At 64.2% G+C, this 24173-nt stretch carries 24 protein-coding genes; 17 read left to right on the top strand and 7 right to left on the bottom strand.

The window, feature by feature from the left end:
- The first annotated feature begins 87 nt into the window (after positions 1 to 87).
- The 5 genes from puhE to Q1A34_RS19095 all read left to right on the top strand — a co-directional run bounded on the left by puhE (position 88) and on the right by Q1A34_RS19095 (position 3696).
- On the top strand, positions 88 to 924 hold the full coding sequence (puhE, locus tag Q1A34_RS19115; RefSeq protein ID WP_300038292.1) for a putative photosynthetic complex assembly protein PuhE: 837 nt from the start codon (positions 88 to 90) through the stop codon (positions 922 to 924).
- Positions 914 to 2128 carry a 5-aminolevulinate synthase gene (gene hemA / locus Q1A34_RS19110; protein ID WP_300038289.1) on the top strand — a complete coding sequence of 405 codons (1215 nt, stop codon included), beginning with the start codon at positions 914 to 916 and terminating at the stop codon, positions 2126 to 2128. Before puhE ends, hemA begins: the two co-directional genes overlap by 11 nt.
- 71 nt (positions 2129 to 2199) lie before the next feature.
- Entirely contained in the window at positions 2200 to 2625 is a 426-nt protein-coding gene (locus tag Q1A34_RS19105; RefSeq protein ID WP_300038286.1) for a c-type cytochrome, read from the top strand.
- Between the two features lie 83 nt (positions 2626 to 2708).
- Positions 2709 to 3146: a cytochrome c gene (locus Q1A34_RS19100; RefSeq protein WP_300038284.1), complete on the top strand. Its 438-nt coding sequence runs from the start codon at positions 2709 to 2711 to the stop codon at positions 3144 to 3146.
- 67 nt (positions 3147 to 3213) lie between these two features.
- Positions 3214 to 3696, top strand: coding sequence for a YHS domain-containing (seleno)protein (locus Q1A34_RS19095; protein ID WP_300038281.1), 483 nt, complete (start codon positions 3214 to 3216; stop codon positions 3694 to 3696).
- Between the two features lie 24 nt (positions 3697 to 3720).
- On the opposite strand, the gene Q1A34_RS19090 is transcribed toward Q1A34_RS19095, so the two are convergent.
- Positions 3721 to 4401, bottom strand: coding sequence for a hypothetical protein (locus tag Q1A34_RS19090; protein WP_300038278.1), 681 nt, complete (start codon positions 4399 to 4401; stop codon positions 3721 to 3723).
- Positions 4402 to 4920: 519 nt separating this feature from the next.
- On the opposite strand from Q1A34_RS19090, the gene Q1A34_RS19085 reads away from it, so the two are divergent.
- Entirely contained in the window at positions 4921 to 6225 is a 1305-nt protein-coding gene (locus tag Q1A34_RS19085; protein WP_300038276.1) for an AAA family ATPase, read from the top strand.
- Positions 6222 to 7289, top strand: a complete 1068-nt coding sequence (locus Q1A34_RS19080; protein ID WP_300038273.1) for a ParB N-terminal domain-containing protein — start codon at positions 6222 to 6224, stop codon at positions 7287 to 7289. Before Q1A34_RS19085 ends, Q1A34_RS19080 begins: the two co-directional genes overlap by 4 nt.
- Here the strand turns inward: Q1A34_RS19080 and bchO are convergent.
- The 4 genes from bchO to crtA are packed head-to-tail and all read right to left on the bottom strand — an operon-like array spanning position 7273 to position 11534.
- On the bottom strand, positions 7273 to 8142 hold the full coding sequence (gene bchO, locus Q1A34_RS19075) for an alpha/beta fold hydrolase BchO (RefSeq protein WP_300038270.1): 870 nt from the start codon (positions 8140 to 8142) through the stop codon (positions 7273 to 7275). The two genes, Q1A34_RS19080 and bchO, sit on opposite strands and share 17 nt — an antisense overlap.
- 4 nt (positions 8143 to 8146) lie before the next feature.
- The gene (locus Q1A34_RS19070) at positions 8147 to 9820 is read right to left on the bottom strand and encodes a magnesium chelatase subunit D (protein ID WP_300038267.1); all 1674 of its coding nucleotides are present in this window, start codon (positions 9818 to 9820) and stop codon (positions 8147 to 8149) included.
- Positions 9817 to 10821 (bottom strand): magnesium chelatase ATPase subunit I, encoded by a 1005-nt coding sequence (bchI, locus tag Q1A34_RS19065; protein ID WP_300038264.1) that lies wholly within the window; start codon positions 10819 to 10821, stop codon positions 9817 to 9819. The genes Q1A34_RS19070 and bchI overlap by 4 nt, the downstream gene beginning before the upstream one ends.
- A complete protein-coding gene (gene crtA / locus Q1A34_RS19060; RefSeq protein ID WP_300038261.1) occupies positions 10818 to 11534 on the bottom strand; it encodes a spheroidene monooxygenase in 717 nt (238 codons plus the stop codon). Before crtA ends, bchI begins: the two co-directional genes overlap by 4 nt.
- A gap of 105 nt (positions 11535 to 11639) precedes the next feature.
- Between crtA and Q1A34_RS19055 the strand changes: the two genes are divergently transcribed.
- From Q1A34_RS19055 to Q1A34_RS19040, 4 genes are all read left to right on the top strand, one after another.
- On the top strand, positions 11640 to 13184 hold the full coding sequence (locus Q1A34_RS19055; protein WP_300038258.1) for a phytoene desaturase: 1545 nt from the start codon (positions 11640 to 11642) through the stop codon (positions 13182 to 13184).
- Positions 13181 to 14218 (top strand): 15-cis-phytoene synthase, encoded by a 1038-nt coding sequence (gene crtB, locus Q1A34_RS19050; protein WP_300038255.1) that lies wholly within the window; start codon positions 13181 to 13183, stop codon positions 14216 to 14218. The genes Q1A34_RS19055 and crtB overlap by 4 nt, the downstream gene beginning before the upstream one ends.
- Before the next feature lie 3 nt (positions 14219 to 14221).
- Positions 14222 to 14704, top strand: a complete 483-nt coding sequence (locus Q1A34_RS19045) for a TspO/MBR family protein (RefSeq protein ID WP_300038252.1) — start codon at positions 14222 to 14224, stop codon at positions 14702 to 14704.
- 249 nt (positions 14705 to 14953) lie between these two features.
- Positions 14954 to 15775, top strand: coding sequence for a prephenate dehydrogenase (locus Q1A34_RS19040; protein WP_300038249.1), 822 nt, complete (start codon positions 14954 to 14956; stop codon positions 15773 to 15775).
- Between the two features lie 29 nt (positions 15776 to 15804).
- Here Q1A34_RS19040 and crtC read toward each other — a convergent pair whose 3' ends face one another.
- Both crtC and crtD read right to left on the bottom strand, forming a co-directional pair.
- A complete protein-coding gene (gene crtC, locus Q1A34_RS19035; protein ID WP_300038488.1) occupies positions 15805 to 16677 on the bottom strand; it encodes a carotenoid 1,2-hydratase in 873 nt (290 codons plus the stop codon).
- Complete coding sequence (crtD, locus tag Q1A34_RS19030) at positions 16674 to 18224, bottom strand: 1-hydroxycarotenoid 3,4-desaturase CrtD (RefSeq protein ID WP_300038246.1); 1551 nt, start codon at positions 18222 to 18224, stop codon at positions 16674 to 16676. Before crtD ends, crtC begins: the two co-directional genes overlap by 4 nt.
- A 94-nt stretch (positions 18225 to 18318) precedes the next feature.
- Between crtD and Q1A34_RS19025 the strand changes: the two genes are divergently transcribed.
- From Q1A34_RS19025 to bchY, 6 genes are all read left to right on the top strand, one after another.
- The gene (locus Q1A34_RS19025) at positions 18319 to 19206 is read left to right on the top strand and encodes a polyprenyl synthetase family protein (protein WP_300038243.1); all 888 of its coding nucleotides are present in this window, start codon (positions 18319 to 18321) and stop codon (positions 19204 to 19206) included.
- On the top strand, positions 19199 to 20326 hold the full coding sequence (locus Q1A34_RS19020; RefSeq protein WP_300038240.1) for a methyltransferase: 1128 nt from the start codon (positions 19199 to 19201) through the stop codon (positions 20324 to 20326). Before Q1A34_RS19025 ends, Q1A34_RS19020 begins: the two co-directional genes overlap by 8 nt.
- A gap of 125 nt (positions 20327 to 20451) precedes the next feature.
- The gene (gene bchC / locus Q1A34_RS19015; RefSeq protein WP_300038237.1) at positions 20452 to 21393 is read left to right on the top strand and encodes a chlorophyll synthesis pathway protein BchC; all 942 of its coding nucleotides are present in this window, start codon (positions 20452 to 20454) and stop codon (positions 21391 to 21393) included.
- The gene (locus Q1A34_RS19010; RefSeq protein ID WP_300038235.1) at positions 21390 to 22394 is read left to right on the top strand and encodes a chlorophyllide a reductase iron protein subunit X; all 1005 of its coding nucleotides are present in this window, start codon (positions 21390 to 21392) and stop codon (positions 22392 to 22394) included. The genes bchC and Q1A34_RS19010 overlap by 4 nt, the downstream gene beginning before the upstream one ends.
- Positions 22381 to 22557, top strand: a complete 177-nt coding sequence (locus tag Q1A34_RS19005; protein ID WP_300038233.1) for a hypothetical protein — start codon at positions 22381 to 22383, stop codon at positions 22555 to 22557. Before Q1A34_RS19010 ends, Q1A34_RS19005 begins: the two co-directional genes overlap by 14 nt.
- Entirely contained in the window at positions 22554 to 24125 is a 1572-nt protein-coding gene (gene bchY / locus Q1A34_RS19000) for a chlorophyllide a reductase subunit Y (protein ID WP_300038230.1), read from the top strand. Before Q1A34_RS19005 ends, bchY begins: the two co-directional genes overlap by 4 nt.
- Positions 24126 to 24173 lie beyond the last annotated feature (48 nt).

The raw sequence follows: 24173 nt of genomic DNA, 5'->3' as shown, positions 1-24173 counted from the left end.
GTGCGGGACATCCGGTCTGCGACCGGTGTCCGGCGCTCTGTGGGGGCGGGCAGTGCCGGCTGGCACACCGGGCAGGAGGGCCGCATCGTGAGCCTCTGGATCCCTGCCCTTTTTGCGCTCTTTGCCTGGTGGTTTTCCACCGGTGCGATCCTGTGGGTGGTCAAATCTGCCGACCGCCGGGGCCTGGCCGCGCGCCGCCGGGCGGTGCTGCTGGGGCTCCCCGTGCTGGGCCTTGGGGTTCTGGGCTTCTGGACCACGCTCTGGAGCAGTGATCTGCTGAGCATCTATGTGGCCTTTGTTTCAGCACTGGCGATCTGGGGCTGGATCGAGCTGGCCTTTCTGACCGGCATCATCACCGGCCCCAACACCAGCCCGCTGCCTCGCGATGTGCCCGAATGGGAACGGTTCATCCGCGCCTGGGGCACGCTGGCCTATCACGAAATGCTGCTGGCGGGCACGCTCATCGCCATGTTCCTGGCGGGCTGGGACCATGTGAACCCCTTTGGTCTGTGGACCTTTGCGGTGCTCTTTTTCGCCCGCATCTCGGCCAAGCTGAACCTGTTTCTGGGCGTGCCCAAGATCAACGTCGATTTCCTGCCCGAAACACTCGCCCATCTGCCCAGCCATTTCCGTCACCGCACGATGAACTGGCTCTTTCCGGTCTCTGTGACCGCGCTCACATTTGCCGCCGCCTGCTGGCTGGAACGCATCGCCGCAACATCAGGACCGGGCGCATCAGCAGGATTTGCTTTACTGACAGCCATTACAGCACTCGCACTCTTTGAGCACTGGATGATGGTACTGCCCATTCCGGACGAAAAACTCTGGCGCTGGATGATCCCGGCTGCCGGTCCGTCCGAATTCACGAAACCAGAAGACACGATACCTACAGGGAAAACAGAAGGGGGACATCATGGACTTTGATGCACTGTTCCAAACACAACTGGACGCACTGAAAGACGACGGCAACTACCGGATATTTGCCGAACTGGAACGCAAGGCTGGTGCCTTCCCCCGGGCGAAATGCCATGACGACGACAGCCCCGACCAGGTGACGGTCTGGTGCTCGAACGACTATCTGGGCATGGGCCAGCACCCCGATGTCATCGGCGCCATGAAAGACGCCATCGACAACTGCGGCGCCGGTGCGGGCGGAACGCGGAACATCTCCGGCACCAACCACAACCACAAACTGCTCGAGGCCGAACTGGCGGACCTGCACGGCAAGGAAAGCGCGCTGCTCTTTACCTCGGGCTATGTGTCCAACTGGGCAGCACTCAGCACCCTTGGCAGCCGCATCCCTGACGCTGTCATCCTCAGCGATGAGCTCAACCATGCCTCGATGATCGAGGGCATCCGCCACTCCCGTGCGAACAAAGTGCTGTGGAAGCACAACGACCCCGAGGATCTGGACCGCAAACTCTCTGCCCTGCCCGCGAACGCCCCCAAGATCGTGGCCTTTGAGAGTGTCTATTCCATGGACGGCGACATCTGCCCGATGCAGGAGATCGTCGAGGTTGCCGAAAAACACGGCGCGCTGACCTATCTGGATGAAGTCCACGCGGTGGGCCTTTATGGCCCGCGTGGCGGCGGCGTATCCGAGCGCGAGGGGCTTGCAGACCGCATCACCCTGATAGAGGGCACCCTGGGCAAGGCCTACGGCGTCATGGGCGGCTATATCACCGGCTCTGAGGCGCTGTGCGACTTTATCCGCTCCTTTGCCTCCGGGTTTATCTTTACGACCGCCCTGCCCCCGGCTGTGGCGGCGGCGGCCCAGACCTCGATCCGGCATCTCAAGAGCTCGTCGTCCGAGCGCAGACTGCAGCGCGAACGCGTGGCCTATCTGCGCAAACGTCTGGACCAGGAAGGTATCCCGCATCTGGACAACCCCAGCCATATCATCCCGGTGATGATCAAGGATCCGGTCAAATGCCGCATGATCGCGGACTATCTGATGCAGCAATACGGCATCTACGTGCAGCCCATCAATTATCCCACTGTGCCCAAGGGCACAGAGCGTCTGCGCTTTACGCCCTCGCCCCTGCACAGCATCGAAGACATCGAGCATCTGGTGCTGGCGCTCAAGGAACTGTGGAGACAATGCGCGATTTCCCACGCGGTGGCATAATCGCTCAATTGTGACTGTTGACTCTCGTCAGTATCTTCTACGTTGTACGGTAACAAACGTAGGAGATACCGATGACACGCACTTTTGCAGCACTGATCGCACTGAGCTTTGCAGCGCCCGCTTTCGCGGACGGCCACTCGACAGGCGACGCCGCCGCCGGCGAGAAAGAGTTTAACAAATGCAAAGCCTGCCACATGATCGAATCCGATGCGGGCGAAACCATCGTCAAGGGCGGTAAAACCGGCCCGAACCTCTATGGCGTGATTGGTCGCACAGCGGGCACAGCTGATTTCCGCTATGGTGACGATCTGGTCGCCGCAGGCGAAGCAGGCCTCGTCTGGGACGAAGCCAATCTGGCGGAATACACCAAGGACCCCCGCGCCTTCCTGCGCGAATATCTCGACGACAGCAAAGCCAAATCCAAAATGGCCTTCAAGCTGAAAAAGGGTGGCGAGGACGTCGCGGCCTATCTGGCATCGGTCGGCCCGCAAAGCTGATCCCGGCGCCGCCCGGAGAACACCAAGGCCGCTGCCCCGACACCGGGCAGCGGCTTTTTTGTGAACCACCCGGACTGACCTGAATGAAACGTACCTGCATCACTACGATCCTGACACTGGCCACCGCCACAGCCGTTCTGGCCCACCAGGGGGTCAGCAATCCGGCGGTCATGGCACGCATGCAGGGCATGACGGCCATCTCCGGGCACCTGAAAACCCTGGGTGAGATGACCAAAGGCACACGCGCCTTTGACGCCGCAACTGCGCGCGCCGCCGCAGCAGGCATCGCAGAGCATGCCGCCGCTGTCCCTGCCCTCTTCAAAGCGCCGGAAACCGATCCGAAATCAGAAGCTCTGCCCGTGATCTGGGACAGCTATGACACCTTTACCGGGCTGTCGGACGAACTGCAGGTCCTGGCATCAGAGCTGGCGCAAACCATCAGCTCTCCGGCCGATCTGCGCCCGGCCATGGGCGCGCTGGCCGCCAACTGCAAAGCCTGCCACGGACGGTTCCGGGAATAACCGGCGGTCACAGGCGCGTGTGATCGCTTGCACCGCCCGCAAAGGGCCCCACCTGACTGACACAGACATGACGCGACCGGAGACCACGATGATCCTCACACGACGCACCCTGATGGCCACAGCAGGCGCCCTGCCAGTCGCCACCCTCTTTGCGCGGGGCGCACTGGCCGCCCTGCCCCCGGTCTATATGGAACGGGGCATTGCAATCGACGGCTCCGACCCGGTTGCCTATTTCACCGAACGCAGGCCCGTGCCCGGCAGCCGCGACATCACCCTGGACTGGAACGGGGCCACCTGGCGCTTTGCCTCGGCAGAAAACCGCGACGCCTTTGCCGGTGATCCCGCAGCCTGGGCCCCGCAATACGGTGGCTACTGCGCCTGGGCCGTCAGCGAAGGCTACACCGCCTCAACCGTGCCCGAGGCCTGGAAAATCGTCGATGGCCGTCTCTTTCTGAACTATTCGCGCCGGTTCCAGCGCAAATGGGAACGTGATGAGACCGCGCGCATTCAGGCGGGTGACGCCAACTGGCCAAAGGTTCTGCAGGGCTGATCCGTCAGCGGTGCGCGCCGGGGATCACCCGGCAATGATGCGGATCTCTGACACATCCGCGTCCACATCCCGGCAGGCCGCCAGCACGCGGCGTTCCAGATGGGTTTGCACATAGGCCGCGTGAAAGCGTGACGGCGCGCGCAGCGTCAGCCGCCCCCCTGCTCTCTCTGTCCGCTCCAGCGCCGCCAGCCACGAGGCATAGGTGCCCGGATCCCCGGCATGCAGCACGGCCTGTGCCAGGGCCCATTCCGTCCCGTCTGATACCTGCGGCGCAGGCACAGTGCCCCGCACAGGCAGCGGGACAACATCCGGCGCCTCCGGCGCGCCCATGCGCAGCTCAAAATCCGGCCCGACACAGGCCCACCGGGGTGCCGTGTCCTCCAGAATGCGCTCAATGCCCAGACGGTATTCCGTCACCCTGCCCCGCGCACCCTGGCGGCGCACCACCAGCCAGCTGCGCGCCCGCAACAGCGCCATCTCGCGTTTGACCGTGCGTTCGTCCACCGACCACAGCCGCGCAATCTCGCGCTGGCCCACGGCAAGCTCATCGCGGGCCCAGTTGTATCTGGCGGTGATCAGGGTCATCAGCCTCAGCACGCGGCGCTGATCATGCTTGCCCTGCGACAGGGCAAAAGCCCCCATCGCTGTCAGCAGATCATATTTGCGTGCAGAAGCGCCACGACCCACGGGTTTCGTGGAAAGCATAGCCTGCCCTCAATTTCAGTGATGCAGGACCAGCGCTGTGGCCCTTGCTGCCTCGGGAACGGGCTGATGTGTCAGCCTCTCTTGGCGATCATCATGGCTGATCTCGCCGTTTTTCGCAATCGATGTCTGATTTGCGTCCGAAACGCCGATTCTGTCAAGTCTTTGCCTGGAGCCAGCAAGGATGCGCCCCTCAGAAAAGAAAAAGAATCCGGTTATAAGGTATTAGGGGACGCCCTGTATGTCCCCTATTTGGCTCCTTTTGTCCCCCTATTGCAAGTAGGGCGTCGCAAACTGTCCCCTATATTTTGTCCTCTGCCCTGGCCTTCTGGCCACCCTGGCGTCCGGTGGCGGGAATCAGTGCAGACCCCGGTGGCCCCTTTACCGACAGGCGTGCGGGCCTTCCCGCCGCTTCCCGCAAAAGATGATATTCTCTTTTGCTTTTTCGGGCAAATCCGCGTAAATCTGGAAAAAACAAGAATTAGCGTCCCCGCGGGGACAGAAACAGCAGACAGGCCGCGCATGTTTACGCACAAAGACCTCGCACATCTGCAGGCGCAATCCCTCCGGATGCAGGGATTCATCCGCCAGCAGACCTACAGCCCGCAGAACGAAAAGACCCTGCGCCGCTTCTCCAGCTGGGAGGTGGCAGAGCTGATCTTCCGCGTGAACCAGTCGACGATGCGCGGGCGGCTGGCCGCGGACCCGACCCTGCCCCAGGGCACGGTCGAGGCCGATGGCCGCCAGCACTGGTACAGTCTCGAAGAGATCAACGAGCTGCGCCGCCGCCTCAAGGTGAACCGCAAATCGCTGATGCCCTACCGGCCTGCGGGCAAACGGGCGATGCGCGCGGCCATCGCCAACTTCAAGGGTGGTGCCGGCAAGTCCACCGTGGCGCTGCATTTCGCCCATGCCGCCGCGCTTGATGGCTACCGTGTGCTCTGTGTCGATTTCGACCCCCAGGCCACACTCAGCCATTCGATGGGCCTGTCGGACGTGGCCGAGGAATACACCGTCTGGGGCATCATGGCGCGCGATCTCGCCGCCGAGACGGAGCGCATGAACCGCAGCGCGCAAGGAGCGGAGAGCGGCACCGCCCTGCCCCGCCGCCGCCTGCCCGCCAGCATCACCGACATGGGGCTGGGCGATCTGCGCACCACCGACTTTATCAAGCCGACCAACTGGCCCACCATCGACATTGTGCCCTCCTGTGCCAATGCGGCTTTCGTGGAATTTGCCTCTGCCCAGTACCGGCACCTCAATCCCGAATGGTCGTTTTTTGCCGCGGTGTCGCGCTTTCTCGATCAGCTGCCCGCAGACGCCTATGACCTGGTGCTCTTCGACTGCCCGCCCGCCATCGGCTACCAGTCGATGAACGCGGTTTTTGCCGCCGATATGCTCTATATCCCCTCCGGCCCCGGCTACTGGGAATACGATTCGACCACCTCCTTTATCGGTCAGCTGGCCGAAGCGCTGGAGGATCTGAGCCGGTTTTCCGGGCTTGTCCCCGCGGGGACAATGAACCTGCCCAAGGCGTTTCTGGACCTGCGTTTCCTGCTCACAAGGTTCGAGCCGAACAACGATCTGCACCGTGCGATGCAGCAGGCCTTTATCAAAGTCTGGGGGGATAGAGTGGCCGAACACCCCATCGAGATGACCCGCGCGGTGGAACAGTCGGGGCGGTTCCTGTCGTCGATCTACGAGATCGATTACCGCGATATGACCCGGGAAACCTGGCGGCGCGCCCGCGCCTCTTTTGACCAGGCCTATGCAGAATTCCGAACCCACCTGTGCACAGCGTGGGATGAGCTGGAGGATGAGCAATGAGCAAGCGACGCGTCTTTGATATCGACTTTGACGAGGCCGGTGTCCCCGCGGGGACAGAAGAACCTGCGGCCACACGACGGGGCCCCATGGCGGCGGCCATTTCGGAAAATGCCGATGCGCTGAATGCCCGCCAGACGGCCGAGGCCGAGATCCGCGCCGAGAATGACCGCCTGGCCCATGAGTACGTGGCGCTCAAGAAAAACGGTCAGATCCTGGGGCTGATTGATCCCGCGCTGATCAGCGCCTCCAAGCTGGTGCGCGACAGAATGCCCGGGCGCGACCCGGAGCTCGATGAGCTCAAGGCCTCGATCCGCGATGTCGGCCTGTCCAACCCGATCCACGTCGAAGAGGTCGAAGGTGGCTATGAGCTGATCCAGGGGTTCCGGCGGCTCAGCGCCTGGCGTGAACTGCTGGCCGAAACCGGCGGGGACACCTATGCGCGCATCCCCGCAACGCTCCAGGCGCGCGGCGTGCAGCTCGACCAGCTGTACCGGCGCATGGTCGATGAGAACCTGGTGCGCCGCGATATCTCCTTTGCCGAAATGGCGCAGCTGGCCATGTCTTATGCAGAACGCGGCGGCCATACGGTGACCACCGCGATCGAGACGCTCTATGCCTCTGCCGCGCGTCAGAAGCGCAATTACATCGGGCATTTCGTGCGCCTGCTGACGTCCCTGGGCGATGAGCTGAAACACCCCGAAAGCATCCCCCGGGCCACCGGGCTCAGCATTGCAAAACTGATCGAGGCAAAACCCCGGTTTGCGGCCCAGGTGCGGGCCGTTCTGACCAGCCAGCCGGACCGCGATGCCGCGACCGAGGTCAGCCTGCTGCGCGGGGCCGTGGCCGGTGCCGCAAAGGCGCAGACAAAACCCGGCAAGGCCGTCGCCCCCCGGTCATCCGCCCGCACGACGATCCGGCTGAACCGGCCCGAAGGGGTCGCGCGCTGCACGGCCTCGGCGGGTAAGTTTGAGGTGCTGCTGGATCATGATTTCGGCACGGTTGATCCGCGCCGTCTGGAACTGGCCGCGCGGGCCTTTCTCGACAGTCTCAAGGACCCGGGCTGAGGAAATCGCGGATGTGGCCTGCGACGGTCTCCGCGTCTTCTTCATGGGCCAGATGGCCCAGGTTTTCCAGCGGCACAAACCGCGCATCCGGTATCCGGCGCGCGGCTTTTTCCGACACAGGCAGCGGGACGGTTTTGTCGCGCCGCCCGGCCAGCAGAAGCGTTCTGGCGGGGATGTTTTCCAGGTCTGCCAGCAGGTCCTCCAGCGACCAGTGTGCCATCATCAGCAGCGTGGCATCCGCATGGTCCCTGTCGGCCACCAGACGGCGGTAGAGCGCCAGCCCGTCAGAGTCTAATTCAGAGCCTGTACTGCGGATCAGAGCCTCAACCCGCGCAGGCGAAGACGACGCCGCAGAGAACACACGCGCGGTAAAAGGCACCGCCGCGAGCATTTTCGCCAGAGCCGGAAACAGCACGCCCGCCAGCCCCTGAAAGGTATCCAGTGCGGCGTTGATCCCGATGACATCCGGGGTGTGTCCCCGCGGGGACAGCACCTGCCCGCTCAGCCGCAGGGCCAGCGCGCCGCCCGCCGAATGCCCGATGATGGCCGTGGGCTGCCAGCCCTCATGCGCGCAGAGCTTTGCGATATCCTGCGCCATGGCATCCAGGCCGCAGCGGTGCCGCGCGCCCAGCTGTGTGAACCCCTGGCCCGGCAGATCCAGGGCAATAACGCGGAAGGTTCCGGCCAGCAGCGGGATCAGATCGCGGAAACTGTGGGTGCTGCCGCCTGCCCCGTGCAGCAACAGCACCAGCGGACCTGTTCCCGTCTCCTGGAGATGCCAGCGGTGCGGGGCGCACAGAACCTGCCGCGAGAGCGCCGCATGGGGCCAGTCGCCGGGTGGAGGCCAGCGCATGGCCTCAGGCCCCCAGAGCGGCGCTCACAGCGCCTGTGAGCCGCTGTGCGTCCGCCCGTGGCAGGGCGAGGTATGGCGCGTCCATATGGGCCGCGAGCTGTTTGAGGGCGTCCTGCGGGCGGGCGGACATGTCGATGACCAGTGCGCCGATGCCTTCGGCCCGGATCAGCCCGGCAAAACGGGTCGCGTCCTCTGCCGCTGCGGCGCGGTCCGGGCTGCCATCCAGCGCCACATTGGCGCGCCCGTCTGTCAGGATCACCACCGTGGGCGACAGGCCGCGCGCGCGGCTCTGTGTGGCAAGCTGCGCCGCCTGTTCCAGACCGGCGGCCAGCGGGGTGCCGCCACCGCCCGGCAGGCTGGCCAGACGGCGTTTGGTCTGTACCAGCGACCGGGTGGGCGGCAGCAACAGATCGGCCCCGGTACCGCGGAAGGAAATCAGCGCGACATGATCGCGGGCGGCATAGGCCTGGGCCAGCAGCATCTCGACCGCGCCCTTGGCCTCGTTGAGGCGGGACATGGCGGCAGACCCCGAGGCATCCACCGTGAAAATCAGCAGGCGGTCGGATTTCTCTTCAAAGCGTTTCACACGGATGTCCGACGGGCGGATCAGCAGACCCGGTGCGTCGGGTTGCGCCTGTCTGCGCAGCGGCTGCCAGGGCGCGGCGGCGCGCAGGGTGGCCACCAGATCAATCCGCGCGGTGCCGTCGAGCCGTCCGGGACGGGAGGGCAGGGGGCGCCCGCGCCGGTTGCCCTTGCGCGCTTTGCCGGCCCCTGCACCGCCCGACCGGGGCGCTGTCCCCGCGGGGACAAGACCGGCGAGAAGGTCGGCAGGCAGCAGCGCACGCACCGCATCCACGAGGATATCACCGTCGGGCAGACTGTCCGGTTCGCCCTGCTCTCCGGGGTCGTTTTCATCGCTGTCCGGCGGCGGGGGCGGCGGTGTGTCCGCGTCCTGGGGCGTGTCCTCGGGCGCGTCATCGGGCAGCCGGGTTGCGCGCTGCGGATAGACGAGGGTGACGGCCACTTCCAGATCGGCCCCGGACAGGCTGCCCCGGCCCTGAAATGCTGCATGTGCCCGGGCCACGCGCAGAGCCGCCAGGGGTGCGCGCAGACTGTCGATGCCGAACTCTGCCGCCAGCAGCGTGAGCGCCTCCTGGTCCTGTGCTGTGGCGGTCACACAGGCCGGGTCGCAGGCATCTGTCCCCGCGGGGACAGGACCCCAGTGATCGGGCATCCGGCCCTCGGGCGCGATGAAAAGCGGCAGGCGTTCGGACAGGGCAGGGGGCAGGGCCTCGTCCGGTTCGGCCCCTTCGTCCAGTGCAATCAGACAATGGCCTGCGTCTGTGTCCATCTGCTGTGCGATCCGCGCGGCAAGGCCGGGTGGGCAGCGTTCTGCCATGGTCAGCATGATGCAGCAGGGCTGGTAAAAAAATCCTGTATTTTCAATTACTTGACCTGTTCTCAGCGTCGCGGTCAGATCCAGCCCGCCAAAAAGCTGGTCGTCACTGATGCCCGGGTGGACACGGCGCGGTGCCAGCGGGGCGAGGGCGTTCAGAACCCTGTCGCGGGCCGGGTCTGCGCGCATCCGGATGTGCAGCCCGCCCAGGCGGTGCGGGTCAAAAAGCAGCAGGCTGAGGCCGAGCGCGGCGCGGTGCCAGCTGTCGGCGGGAACACTCACCCCAGCACATCCGCGACGATGCGTTTCACCCGTGCGCCGGAGCCTGCCTCGTCCAGCGGATCGCGGCGCAGACGGTGCGAGAGGGCAGAGGGGGCAATGGCGCGCAGATGCGCGCGTTTCAGCTTGCGCGCGCCCTGAAAGGCGGCCAGCGCCCGCGCGGTGCGCAGCAGGGTCAGCTCGCCGCGCAGCCCGTCAGAGCCAAGGGCGATGCAAAGCTCGGCGCAGTCGTTCAGGATCTCGTCCGGGGTCTGGATTTTCGCCAGCTTTTTGCGGGCCCTGAGAATGGCGTCCCGCACGTTTTCGTCCTGCGGGGTCCAGGTCGCCATAAAGCCCGCCGGGTCGCTTTCAAAGGCATCCCGCCTGCGGATCACCTCGACCCGCTCGGCGACATCTGTGGGCGAGCGTACCTCGACCGACAGGCCGAAACGGTCGAGCAGCTGCGGGCGCAGCTCGCCCTCTTCGGGGTTGCCGGAGCCGATCAGGACAAAGCGTGCGGGATGGCGGATGGACAGCCCTTCGCGCTCGACCACATTCTCGCCGGACTGGGCCACATCGAGCAGCAGATCGACGATATGGTCCTCCAGCAGGTTGACCTCGTCGATATAGAGATACCCGCGGTTGGCGCGGGCCAGCAGACCCGGCTCGAAGGCCTTTTCGCCACGGGTCAGCGCGCGTTCAATGTCCAGGGCACCGACGACGCGGTCCTCGGTTGCACCCAGCGGCAGATCGATCACCGGGGTCGGGCGTTTGACGCGCTTTTTCGAGCCTAATTCAGCCCATTCGGGACATTCCGCGGTGGAGGCGGCGTTGACGGGGCAGCTTTCGACAACGGTGATGGGTGGCAGCAGGGCGGCCAGGGCGCGCACCGCAGTGGATTTGCCGGTGCCCCGGTCGCCGAACACCAGAACGCCGCCGATACCGGGGTCTACGGCGGTCAGGATCATGGCCTGTTTCATCTCGGTCTGGCCGACGATGGCGGAAAATGGGAAGGGGGTCTTCATGCAGGCAGTTCCAGATGTTTCAGGGGGCTGTCGCCGCCCCATGTGCCGCTGTCGCCGAGGATGGCAAAGCGGGCATAGAGTTCTTCGGAGAACCAGTTGCCGTCCCGCACGGCGCGGATGGCGGCGGCGTGGGGGCCGTTTGTGCGGGCAAAAGCGGCCATGGCCCCGGCGTCGGGCCAGATGGAAAAGGTGATCTGATGCAGCAGCGGCACCTCGCCGATGCCGATCTTGAAAGCGACGTTGCGGTCAGAGCCGATCATGCGGCTGATATCGGGCACACGCTGCCAGAATTTCAGCGCAATGCCGGGGCGGATCGTGGCGCGTGTCAGCGCGGCAAGGGGGCCGTCGGGCGCGCGCCCGGTGGGAAAGAACGGCTCTGTTCCCGACCAGAGGCCGCGCGCGGTGCTGGTTTCCAGAATGACGGTCCAGTCCTCGCAGGCGCGGCTGCGGTAGCGCTGGTAGATGGCGGCATCGCGGGTCTGGCGGCGGGCCGTTTCGGCGTCGGGCCAGCTGGCCAGAATGGCATAGACGGCGGTGTTGGGCAGGGGGGTAAACCCCTCGCCCGTGCCCGAGCCGCAGAGTTTCCAGAAGCCGATGCCCGGCACGCGCGGCATCGCAAAACGCGCAGCCCCCATCATGCCCAGGGCCCAGGCACGCGCAACCGGCCCGGCAAAGCGGAAAAAGCTCAGTGTTACGATCGGAGTGTCCGTCATGGCGCGCGCTGGTCTCAAAAGTGTCAACTAAGTCTGACACGCAATTGCCCAAATGGGAAGAACACAATTGTAAATCAAACTGGACACATCTACTGTACTTAATTGATGACACGTGTTGATCCCATAGAATCTGTTGCTGCCGGTTCCGGACGGAAAGACCGGGCCATTGTCATCGGCGCGGGCCTCGGCGGTCTGGCGGCGGCGATGCGTCTGGGCGCGCGCGGTTACCGGGTGACGGTGATCGACAGGCTGGATGTGCCCGGCGGGCGCGGATCGGCCATCTGGCAGGACGGGCACCGCTTTGATCTGGGACCCACAATCGTCACTGTTCCACAGCTTTACCGTGAACTCTGGGCGGCCTGCGGTCGGGATTTCGATGCGGATGTCACGCTCAAGGCGCTGGACCCGTTCTATGAGATCCGCTGGCCTGATGGCACGAAATTCACCGCCTGTCAGGATACCGACCGGCTGCGCGCCGAAGTGGCCCGCCTGGCCCCCGGGGACGTCGCCGGGTTTGAGAAGTTTCTGGAAGACAGCGCAAAACGCTACTGGTTCGGCTTCGAGGATCTGGGCCGCCGGTCGATGCATAAGCTTATGGACCTGATTGCCGTGCTGCCCACCTTTGCGCGGCTGCGTGCGGACCGGTCGGTCTATGCCCATGCCGCGAGCCGGGTCAAAGACGAAAAGCTGCGCATGGCGCTGAGTTTTCATCCGCTTTTTATCGGCGGTGACCCCTGCCACGTCACATCGATGTATATCCTTGTGGCCTATCTCGAAAAGGAATTCGGGGTGCATTACGCCATGGGCGGTCTGGCGGGGATGGCGCAGGCCATGGGCCGGGTGATTGAAGAGCAGGGCGGCACGCTGCTGATGGATACCGAAGTGGACGAGATCGTTCTGAACGACGGAGCTGTGACCGGTGTGCGTCTGAAAAGCGGGCTGGAAATGGGCGCGGATGTTGTCGTGTCCAACGCCGATTCCGGGCATACCTACAACCACCTTTTGCGCAACCACACACGCCGCCGCTGGACGCCAAAGCGGCTGGCCCGCACGCGGTATTCGATGTCTCTGTTCGTGTGGTATTTCGGCACGAAAGGTACGCGCGGCGACTGGCCGGATGTGGGCCATCACACCATTCTGAACGGGCCGCGTTACAAGGGTCTGCTGCGGGATATTTTCATCAAGGGCACGCTGAGCGATGACATGAGCCTTTATGTGCACCGCCCCTCTGTCACCGACCCGTCCGTGGCGCCCGAAGGGGACGATTCGTTTTACGTGCTCAGCCCGGTGCCGCATCTGGGCCATGACAACGGTGTTGACTGGGCCGTCGAAGAGCCGAAGTACAAGGCAAAGATGCTGAAGGTTCTCGAAGAGCAGCTGCTGCCCGGTCTGGGCGCGCGGATCAGCACCGAGGTGGTCTTTACCCCCGAGACCTTCCGCGACCGCTATCTCAGCCCGTTTGGTGCTGGGTTTTCGATCGAGCCGCGCATCCTGCAAAGCGCCTGGTTCCGCCCGCATAACATATCCGAAGAGGCGCAGGGCCTTTATCTTGTGGGCGCGGGCACGCACCCGGGTGCCGGGGTGCCCGGCGTGATTTCCACGGCAGAGGTGCTGGACACACTGGTGCCGGACCCGGAGGGCGTCAGATGATTGATCCGCAGGACCTGGAGCACTGCCGCGAGGCGATCCGCCATGGCTCGCTGTCTTTTCATGCGGCCTCGAAACTGCTGCCGGCGCGGGTGCGCGATCCGGCACTGGCGCTTTATGCCTTTTGCCGTCTGGCCGATGACGAGGTCGATCTGAAGGCGGATAAGGTCGGGTCGGTCCTGCGGCTGCGCGACCGGCTGGATGCGGTCTATGCGGGCCATCCGGAGAATGCCGCACCCGACCGGGCCTTTGCCGCGATTGTTGAGGATTTCGAGATGCCGCGCGCCCTGCCGGATGCGCTGCTCGAAGGGCTGGCCTGGGATGCAGAGGCGCGCCGATATCAGACCCTGTCAGGCGTCCGGGATTATTCGGCCCGCGTGGCCTCGGCCGTGGGGGCGATGATGTGCGTTCTGATGGGCGTGCGCGATGCCGATGCGCTGGCGCGGGCCTGCGATCTGGGTGTCGCGATGCAGCTGACGAACATTGCCCGCGATGTGGGCGAGGATGCGCTGGAGCGGCGGATTTACCTGCCGCTGGACTGGCTGGAAGAGGCCGGGATGGACACAGAGCAGTTCCTGGAGGATCCAAAGCCCACCAAGGCCGTGCGTCTGATGGTGCGCCGCCTGGTGATGGAGGCCAACCGTCTGTACATGCGGTCCGAGGCCGGGGTCAGCGCGCTGCCGCGCAGCTGCCGCCCGGGCATTTATGGCGCGCGTTTCATCTATGCAGGCATCGGCAGTCAGCTCAGACAGATGGATTACGATTCGATCTCGGCGCGGGCGCGCACGAACAAATGGCAAAAGATCGGCTGGCTGGGCCAGTCCCTGCTGCTGAGCGGGGCGAGCATGGTCATGCCGCGTTCTGCGGTGCTCTATGCCAGACCGCTGGAGGAGGTCCGCTTTCTGGTGGAGGCTGCTGCCCGTGGCACCCCGGAGACGTCGCGCAGCGATGCACTGATCTCTGTGCTGGCGACGCTGGAACAGCACAGCCAGAACAAGCGGGCCGGAGTGGCGCAAAACCGCGCGGGAGTGATCTGAGCGATGTTCTGGATGTTGTTTGGTGTCTTTCTGGTGGCCTGCCTTGGCGCAGGGGCGACAGGCGGGCTTTTCCCGCCCGGGCCCTGGTACCGTGCATTGGACAAGCCCTGGTTCACGCCGCCCGACTGGGTGTTTCCGGTAACCTGGACACTGCTTTACCTGTGCATGGCCACGGCGGGTGCGCGCATTGCCCTGGCCGATGGCGCGGGTCTGGCGCTGGCGCTCTGGGCACTGCAGATCGCTTTCAACGGTCTGTGGACGCCGGTGTTTTTCGGAAAACAGAACATCCGGCTCGGCATGGCGGTTGTCGGGTTTCTGTGGGTCGTGGTGCTGGCCTGTATCCTGGTTTTCTGGCAGGTGGACCGCATCGCGGGGCTGCTCTTTGTGCCCTATCTGATCTGGGTGAGTATAGCCTCTGCGCTCAATGCAGAGGTCTGGCGCCTGAACCCTGACGCCGCCCGCAACCCGCCCGAGACGCCGCGGTAGGCGGGAAACTCCGATTTGGAGGGACGGGGGTGGATGGCCCGTCCGGGGCCATACCGCCGGAATTCTGCGCCACAATCACCTCCCGCCGCGCGGCAACACCGTTGACACTGCTGCCCCGGGTGACTTATCGCTGACGTCATGATGAAACCGTTCTTTGCACTGCAGGACTATTACCCTCAGCTTCCATAGCTGCGGGCAATTCATCATTGTTTTTCCGCTGCCCTGACAGCGGTCAACAAACAATCGACCTTGTGCCGGGCGGCATATTCAAAGGTCGAAAAAATGAACAACAACAATAATCAGAACGCGTCGCTGGGCATCGTGGGATTTGGTGCCTTTGGCCAGCTCGCAGCCCGTCATTTGCGCCGGCATTTTGACATTACAGCTTATGACCCGTCCCCGGAGGTTGCCAAAGCCGCCCGGCACCTTGGTGTGCGTCTGTCATCCTTGAACTCAGTATCGCAGGCTGATGTGGTCCTCATCGCGGCACCGGTGTCCTCATTTGAGCAGGTTGTCAGCGAGATCGCCGTTGCCTGCAAACCCGGCGCGCTGATTGTCGATGTCGGCTCGGTCAAGGTTGGTCCCTCGGAGATTATGCGACGGCTGCTGCCGGCCCATGCAGACATCGTGGCCACTCACCCTTTGTTCGGTCCTCAGAGTGCCACGACAGGGATTGAGGGTCTGAAAATTGCGGTCTGCCCCATTCAGGGAAAACGACATGCGAGGGTGGCCGCGTTTTTACGTAAAGCACTTGGTCTGACGGTCATCGTCACGACACCTGAAGATCACGACCGGGAAGCCGCAGTCGTCCAGGGCCTCACGCACCTTATCGCCAAAGTGCTGCTGCGGATGGGACCGCTGCCGACGCGCATGACAACCAAAAGCTTTGACCTGCTGTCTGAGGCGATTTCCATGGTTCAGCATGATGCACCGGAAGTATTCGAAGCGATTGAGAAGGCTAATCCCTACGCCGGGACGGTCCGGCGACAGTTTTTTGATCTGGCAGCAAGTCTGAGTGTCGAGCAGGAAACAGCTTTGAGGTCACTGCCTGTCAGGGACACCGGACACTGAGGGCGCAGCCCTGTGCGCACAACCGCCCTTCAGTCCCAGCGCCAGCCTTTGCGGCGTGGTACTCTGACGGCCAGCATCGGTTTGAGCAGGGGCGAGCGGAAACGTTTGAGGTCCAGCGCCTCGTGCACGCCGACCGTGCGTTCGCCGTCCAGAACGGTTTCCACCGCCGAGCGGGAATAGAACGGCGCGTCCAGCATGTTGAGGGTCTGGCGCGCGCTGGCACCCGCATCGGCGCGGGTTTCGCGGGCCACGGCCCAGAGGCTGCGGCGCAGGCGCGTTTTGGGGGGCAGGGGGATCGGAAAGGCCTGGCCGTCGTGGCCAAAGCGGAAACCAGCGGCCAGCTCTGATCCGTCCAGCCGGGTCGCGTCGTAAAAGCATGTGGCCCCGCGCGATGTCGGGTAGCGGCCCCAGGTCCAGTAGCTGAAATCCTCCTCGAGCGCGCGGCTGCCGAAATTGGCGTCAAAATACCCCTCGCCCTGCCACTGCCAGCCTTTGCGGTCGATGTTCACGTCAATGCGCGAACAGGGGGCAAAGGGCCGCCAGATATGCGCGCCATCGGGTGTCAGCGGCAGCTCGACCGAGGTGATCGCAGAGGGGGTTACGGTGATTGTCCCGCGGATGCGGCTGATAACCGGCGGGCCCGACACCTCGTCGATATCGATGATCAGCTGTCCGTTTTCCCAGCGCATCATCGAGGGGCCGACCTCGAACCGGCTGGCGGTCTGGCGCAGCGCGTCCTGGCCCCGGTCGGTCATGGTGAACCGCCCGCCGGGGCCATAGGTGGCCACATTGATACAGACGTGGTTCTGAGGGTTTTTGCGCCCCGACCAGCGGTACCAGGGCGAAAAGACAGAGCCGATGAAGCCGATGACAGAGACCGCGCGCGTGCCGCAGTCGCTCAGCCCGTCGACATACCACCAGGCATAGCCGTTGGGGGCAACGGGGATGTTAAAGTTTGGGCGCGTAAGATCGCCCCGGCCGCGTGCCGGGCGGAGAGTGTCGCCATCGGCACACCGGCACCCGGGTGCGTGCCGCCCCCCGCCAGCCAGAGCCCCGGGACAGATGTCTGTGCTGTCGGGCGTTTGAGCGCGGCGGTCATTCCGTGCGGCGTCTGCCCGTAAAGCGCGCCGAGACTGTCCGGGAACATCGCGGCGAAGGTCTGCGGTGTCGTGATGGTCGTCGCGGTCGGCATGGGTGTGAAGCTCACCCCCATATCCGCCATCTTCTGCATGATCTGATGGTGCCATTCTGTGAGCTCCGTCGGGTCGTTGGGTGTATCTGTTGCGGGGGCGTTGCAAATGATCTCGAAACGCTCGGTGTCGGGGGGGGGCGTGTTCTGGCCCCGGTCTTCAGCGCAGAGGTAGATCGTCGGATTGCGCGGGATGCGGCCTGCGTGCAGGTCGTCAAATTCGCTGTCCGGGTCCGCGTCGAAGAATACGTTGTGATGGGCCAGATCGAGGCCCTGCGGTGTGGCGGCAAAGCTGTGCACCCGCGCCGAAAAGGACCGCGGCAGGGTGGCCGTTTGCGGGGCGACTTTTGTAAAGCTGTCGCCCAGGCTGCCCATGGCAAGCGCGCGCGGGTCCCCCGCATAGACCACGGCATCGGCGGGCAGCTGCGCGCCGTTCTGCAGGATGACGCCGGACACAGCACCATGGCGCTTGGCGATTTCGCTGACATGGGTGCCCAGCCGGATGTCGACGCCATTTTCGGCGGCAAGCCCGGCAATGGCACCTGCCAGCCGGTGCATGCCGCCCTGCACGACCCAGACGCCTGCGGCCTCGGCCTGCCAGATCAGTGACAGGATGGCCGGACTGAGATGTGGCGCGCCGCCGACATAGGTGGCGTAGCGCCCGAAGAGCTGTGCCAGACGCGGGTCGGAGAACTGCCGCGCCAGAGAGGTTTTCAGCGTTGACAGCGGTGCCATGTCCGGGATCAGCCCGGGCTGGCGCAGCACATGCGGCACCAGTTCGGACAGGCGCGGCTGTGGCGCCTGCATCATGGGCGCGTCAAAAGCCGCAAAGAGGCGGGCGGTGCGTTTGTGAAAGCTGCGGAACTCATCCGCCGCACCGGGTCCGGCAAACCCGGCGATGGCGGCGGCGCTGACCTCCGGATCTTCGGACAGATCAAGGCAGCTGCCATCGGGCCAGAAGTGCCGGGCGAGCGTTTCCTGCCGGAAAAGGGTGACGTGATCTTCGAGCCGCGCACCCGCACAGGCAAAAAGTGCGTCAAACACGTGGCGCATGGTGAGCACGGTGGGCCCTGCATCCACCGGGCCGGCCGCGCTGGGAAGGGTCCGGATTTTCCCGCCTGCATGGGCGTGCCGTTCCAGTAGCGTGACGGCCATGCCGCCACAGGCCAGCCGCAGGGCGGTGGCGAGCCCGGCGATACCGGCGCCGATCACCACGGCGCGCGGGCGATCGGGCAGCAGAGGGGCGGTTTCGATGCGCATAGGCAATTGTTGACTCGCAAATGCAAACTGTCCAGTATGATTTACACTTTAGTGTCGCAATAAAATGACACTTAATCTCTGAAAGGACAGGCTGATGGGCATGAACGCGCGGATCGAAACGGCAATTGCACAATCAGTTGCGGTGGGTCAGGGCAGGGGTGCCGTGCCGCCCCGGCTGGCCTCGGCCCTGGGGTATGCGACCGAACCGGGGGGTGCCAGGATACGCCCGACGATCTGTATGTCGGTGGCGCTGGCCTGTGGCGACGACCGTCCTGAAGTGTCGGATGCGGCGGCCTCGGCGCTGGAGCTTATTCACTGCGCGAGCCTGGTCCATGATGATCTGCCCTGTTTCGATGATGCGGATATCCGGCGCGGCAAGCCATCTGTGCACAAAGCCTATTCCGAACCGCTGGCGGTGCTGACCGGCGACAGCCTGATCGTGCTGGCCTTTGAAATTCTCGCGCGTCAGTCGGGGCAGGCACCGGACCGGGTGGCGCAGCTGATCATGACCCTGGCGCAGCGTACCGGTATGCCCGGTGGCATCTGTGCAGGGCAGGGGTGGGAAAGCGAGACAGAGATTGACCTGTCTGCCTATCACCAGGCCAAGACCGGCGCGCTGTTCATCGCGGCGACCCAGATGGGTGCGATTTCCGCAGGTCAGGACGCAGAGCCCTGGTTTGAACTGGGCGCACGTATCGGCGAGGCCTTTCAGGTCGCGGACGATCTGCGCGACGCGCTCTATGATGCGGAGACGCTGGGCAAGCCCGCGGGCCAGGATGATCTGCACGGTCGCCCCAATGCGGTGACGCTGCTGGGTGTTCAGGGCGCTGTCTCGCGGCTCAAGGATATTCTGGGCGGTGCGATTGCCTCCATTCCGTCCTGCCCGGGCGAGGCAAAGCTCGCCGAAATGGTGCGCATGTATGCCGAACGTCTGACGCCGGTGGCCCCCAGTGTGGCCGCGGCGCGGTCGGGCCATGTCTGATCTCAGCACCGGCTTGCCGGACTGGCGCGGCGGCTGGCTGAACCGGCTGGTCGCCCGGCCCGGTTTCCAGAGCTGGGCGAGCCGTTTTCCGCTGACGCGCGGTCAGGCCCGGCGGGACGGAGCGGTGCTGTTTGATATCGTTCAGGGGTTTGTTCAGAGCCAGGTTCTGATGGCTGTGGTCGAGCTGGACCTGCCCCGCCGGTTGCGCGGTGGTCCGCTGAGGGCGGATCAGCTGAGCCAGGCCACGGGTGTTCCTGCGGAGCGGATGACCATTCTGTTGCAGGCGGCCGCTGCGCTGAAACTGCTGCGGCGCGACCGGTCCGGCCGGTTTCATCTGGCGCGCAAGGGCGCGGCCCTGATGGGTGTGCCGGGGCTGGAGGCGATGATCCGGCATCACCGGGCCTTTTACGCCGATCTGGCAGATCCCGTCGGGTTGCTGCGCGGGCCTGAGACGACAGAGCTGTCGCAGTTTTGGCCCTATGTATTCGGCGCGCAGGGCGACATTGATCCTGGCGTGGCCGAGACCTATTCCGACCTGATGGCGCAAAGCCAGAAGCTGGTGGCCGAGGACACGCTGCGGGCTGTGTCGCTGAAAGGTGTGCGCAGGCTGATGGACATTGGCGGTGGCACGGGCGCGTTTCTCGAGGCGGCAGGCACGGCCTGGCCTGACCTGGAGATGGTGCTGTTTGATCTGCCGCAGGTGACGCCCGGCGCTGTCGAGCGCTTTGGCGCTGCGGGCATGTCGGGCCGCGTGACGCTGCATCCCGGCTCGTTCCGGGATGATCCGCTGCCAGAAGACGCGGATGCGGTGTCGCTGATCCGGGTCCTGTATGACCATGCCGATGACACGGTCGCGGCCCTGCTGGGCGCTGTTTTCGATGTGCTGCCCGCCGGTGGGCGGCTGATCATTTCCGAGCCGATGGGCGGTGGTGCCGCGCCGGACCGTGCGGGTGATATCTATTTCGCCTTTTACACGATGGCGATGCAGACCGGGCGGACCCGGTCGTCAGAAGAGATTTCGAGGCTGTGCAGCGATGCCGGATTTACCGGCATTTCCAGCCCCGCACCCGCGCGGGCCTATGTGACCCGGACCCTGACCGCCGTAAAGCCCGGCGCCTGATTTCGCCAATGTGTCCATTTTAATTGACAGTCAGTTATGTAAGTTTAAACTGACAATCAGAACAGACTATCCCGGTGAGTCTTTGACGCAGATCAAAACACGCCGGAACTGAGAGGGAGAGAGCCTTGCAAACCACCGCCGTTCTTCTGAAAGGTCCGCGGGACCTGGACGTTGATACCCTGACGCTGACCGCGCCGGGGGCGGACGATCTGGTGGTGGACATCTCTCATTCCGGGATTTCAACCGGTACGGAAAAACTCTTCTGGTCAGGTCAGATGCCGCCGTTTCCGGGCATGGGCTATCCGCTGGTGCCCGGCTATGAGGCCGTGGGCGAAGTGGTCGAGGCCTCGACCGGTTCCGGCTACCGCGTGGGCGACCGCGTCTTTGTTCCCGGTGCCAACTGTTACGACGGTGCCTTTGGCCTGTTCGGTGGTGCGGCGTCACGGGTGATCACCGCCCCGGACCGTGTGACACGAATCGATTCCACGCTGGGCCCGGCAGGCGCGCTGCTGGCACTGGCCGCAACAGCGCGCCACGCGATGGCGGGTCTGAACAAATCCGTGCCGGACCTGATTGTGGGTCACGGCGTGCTGGGCCGTCTGCTGGCCCGGCTGACAATGGCAGCAGGTGCCCCGGCGCCGGTCGTCTGGGAAACCGACCCCGACCGTCGCGGCGGTGCCACAGGCTATGAGGTCATCGACCCCGCCGAAGATCCGCGCCGTGATTACACATCTGTCTATGACGCCTCCGGCAGTGTTGAGGTGCTCAACGAACTGGTGGCGCGGGTGGCCAGGGGCGGCGAGATCGTCCTCGCCGGGTTTTACACCGATCCGATCAGCTTTGCCTTTCCGCCCGCCTTTATGAAAGAGGCGCGGTTCCGGGTGGCGGCAGAGTGGACGCATGACGATCTGGCCGCCACACGCGCGCTGGTCGAGGCAGGCAACCTGAGCCTTGACGGGCTGATCACACATACACGCCCCGCGGCGGAAGCTCCGGCGGCCTATGCGCAGGCATTCTCTGATCCGGGGTGCCTGAAAATGATTTTGAACTGGAAGGACGCGGCATGAAAGATGAGGTCCCGAACCTGAAGGATTTCGACAAGCGTTTGCGCGATGAGGCCCAGGCCGAGCCGACGCTGGAAGTCCCGCAGGGAGAGCCCACGTCCAAAACCCAGATCATCGCGATCTATGGCAAGGGCGGTATCGGCAAGTCTTTTACGCTGGCGAACCTGAGCCACATGATGGCCGAGCAGGGCAAACGCGTTCTGCTGATCGGCTGCGATCCGAAATCCGACACCACAAGCCTGCTCTTCGGCGGCAAGGCCTGCCCCACGATCATCGAGACCTCGACCCGCAAGAAACTGGCGGGCGAAGAGGTGAAGATCGGGGATGTCTGTTTCAAGCGCGGCGGTGTCTTTGCGATGGAACTGGGCGGCCCGGAAGTGGGTCGTGGCTGTGGCGGACGCGGGATCATCCACGGATTTGAACTGCTGGAAAAGCTGGGCTTTCATGACTGGGACTTTGACTATGTGCTGCTCGACTTTCTGGGCGATGTGGTCTGCGGCGGGTTCGGTCTGCCGATTGCCCGGGACATGGCGCAGAAAGTCATTCTGGTCGCCTCGAATGATCTGCAGTCGCTGTATGTGGCCAACAACGTCTGCTCGGCGGTGGAGTACTTCCGCAAGCTGGGCGGTAACGTCGGCGTCGCGGGCCTGGTGATCAACAAGGATGACGGCTCGGGCGAGGCAGCTGCATTTGCCGAAGCGGTGGACATTCCGATCCTGGCCGCAATCCCGCAGGATGATGACCTGCGCAAGAAATCCGCAAACTATCAGATCGTCGGCACGGCGCAGTCTCAGTGGGGCGATCTCTTTGCCGCCCTGGGTGACAATGTCGCTGTGGCCCCGCCGGTGCGGCCCGCGCCGCTGGATCAGGATGGGTTGCTGGGGCTTTTTGATGCCTCGGAAACCGGCGGAGATTTTGTGCTGGAACCGGCAACCGATGAGGATATGCGCGGCAAGAACGCGGCACCAAAGCCATCGCTGGAGGTGGTTTATGATGAGGCCTGATCCGGACGACCTGCCCGGGGCCAGACCCACGGAGCGCGCGCGGCATCTTGGCCAGCAATCATTGCGGATTGTCGAGAATGCCAGTGATGTGCTGACCCGTGCAAAGAAGTTGCTGGACGATATCAGCCGCGCCGAACACCGCCACTGGCAGCAGGACACATGAAATCAGAAGTCACATATGACGACGCCTCGGAGGTTGAGGTGATCAAAGGTCACCCCCATGGGGAGGTGACACGTGTGGCCACGGACGCGCCTGCGGATGCGATGGGATGCCATTCCGGTGCGGATATGGAAGAAGCGGCGCGCAAAGCCGGTCAGTCCGAGCTGCTGGACAAGTTCCGCGCGGATTACCCGGTGGGGCCGCATGACAAGCCCCAGTCGATGTGTCCGGCATTCGGATCGCTCCGGGTGGGCTTGCGGATGAAGCGGGTGGCTACTGTGCTCAGCGGGTCCGCCTGCTGTGTCTATGGCCTGACTTTTGTGTCGCATTTCTACGGTGCGCGGCGCTCTGTCGGCTATGTACCGTTCAATTCCGAGAGCCTGGTGACAGGCAAGCTTTACGAAGACATCCGCGATTCCGTGCATGAGCTGGCCGATCCCGACCGCTATGACGCGATTGTGGTGACAAATCTGTGTGTGCCGACCGCCAGTGGTGTGCCGCTGCGGCTGCTGCCCGATGAGATCAACGGTGTGCGCATCGTGGGCATCGACGTGCCGGGCTTTGGGGTTCCGACCCATGCCGAGGCCAAGGATGTGCTGGCGGGTGCCATGCTGAAATATGCCCGCGCAGAGGCCGAGGCGGGACCTGTCGCAGCCCCTGTCGGTGGCAAATCCGCGCGTCCCACGGTGGCGATGCTGGGAGAGATGTTCCCCGCAGATCCGATGATGATCGGCCAGATGCTGGCACCTATGGGCCTGGCGGCCGGGCCCGTGATCCCCTGTCGGGAATGGCGCGAGCTTTATGCAGCACTCGACTGTTCGGTCGTGGCTGCAATCCACCCGTTCTATACAGATACAGTCCGTGAGTTTCAGGCAGCAGGGCGCCCTGTTGTCGGATCCGCCCCTGTAGGACATGACGGAACAGCGGACTGGTTGCAGGCCATCGGCGAGACCTATGGCGTGTCCGCAGACCAGATCGCAGCGGCCCAGAACGCCGTGTTGCCCGCGATCAAAGGAGCGCTGGCGGCGACGCCCATTGAGGGGACGATCACGCTGTCAGGCTATGAGGGATCAGAGCTTCTGGTTGCGCGTCTGCTGATCGAAAGCGGGGCGCATGTGCCCTATGTCGGGACAGCCTGTGCGAAATCCCAATGGTCGGCCGCAGACGCAGAATGGCTTGCAGCCAAAGGTGTGAAGGTTAAATACCGCGCGTCGCTGGAAGATGACTGTGCCGCGATGGAAGCGGTTCAGCCGGACCTGGCCATCGGCACCACACCTGTTGTGCAGAAGGCCAAGGAACTGGGCATCCCCGGGCTCTATTTCACCAACCTGATTTCGGCCCGGCCGCTGATGGGTGTGGCCGGCGCGGGATCGCTCGCGCAGGTGATCAATGCGGCCATCGCCAACAAGGGCCGTATGGACAGGATGAAGGCCTTTTTCGAGGATGTGGGGCACGCCGACACCGCCGGTGTCTGGGAAGGCGCGCCAAACCTGCGCCCGGACTTCCGTGCCCAGCATCAGAAGAAACTGGACAAACAGGCAAGGGCGGCGAAAGCCGCGCAGATGATTTAATGCGCGTTTATGATCATAAACGCGCACGGCGCGCGGCAGCGATCAGCG

The organism is uncultured Roseobacter sp. (genome assembly GCF_947491795.1).
Lineage (GTDB): Bacteria > Pseudomonadota > Alphaproteobacteria > Rhodobacterales > Rhodobacteraceae > Roseobacter.
This window is presented reverse-complemented; position numbering and strand designations above follow the sequence as displayed.